This is a genomic window from Vibrio sp. 10N.222.55.C6 (assembly GCF_041473395.1).
In the GTDB taxonomy this organism is placed as follows: Bacteria; Pseudomonadota; Gammaproteobacteria; order Enterobacterales; family Vibrionaceae; genus Vibrio; species Vibrio crassostreae_C.
On sequence record NZ_JBFRSD010001074.1, the window covers coordinates 1 to 235 of the forward strand.

Here is a 235-nt window from a genome sequence, read left to right on the forward strand (position 1 = left end):
ATTCATTATTGATGATGGTTGGTTTATTGGTCGTGATGGCGAACGAACGGCCTTAGGCGATTGGTATCTCGATGAAGTGAAATACCCAAATGGCTTAGAACCTGTGATTGAACACGTTAACCAACAGGGGATGGAGTTCGGGTTGTGGGTTGAACCTGAGATGGTCAGCCAAGACTCAAACCTATACCGTAACCATCCTGATTGGGTCCTAGGTTTGCAAGGTTATCATCAACCG

The 235-nt window shown here is 46.0% G+C and carries 1 protein-coding gene; it reads left to right on the forward strand.

The window, feature by feature from the left end; genetic code table 11:
• On the forward strand, window positions 1–235 hold a 235-nt coding region (locus AB4486_RS27605), incomplete at both ends, for an alpha-galactosidase (protein ID WP_372119990.1).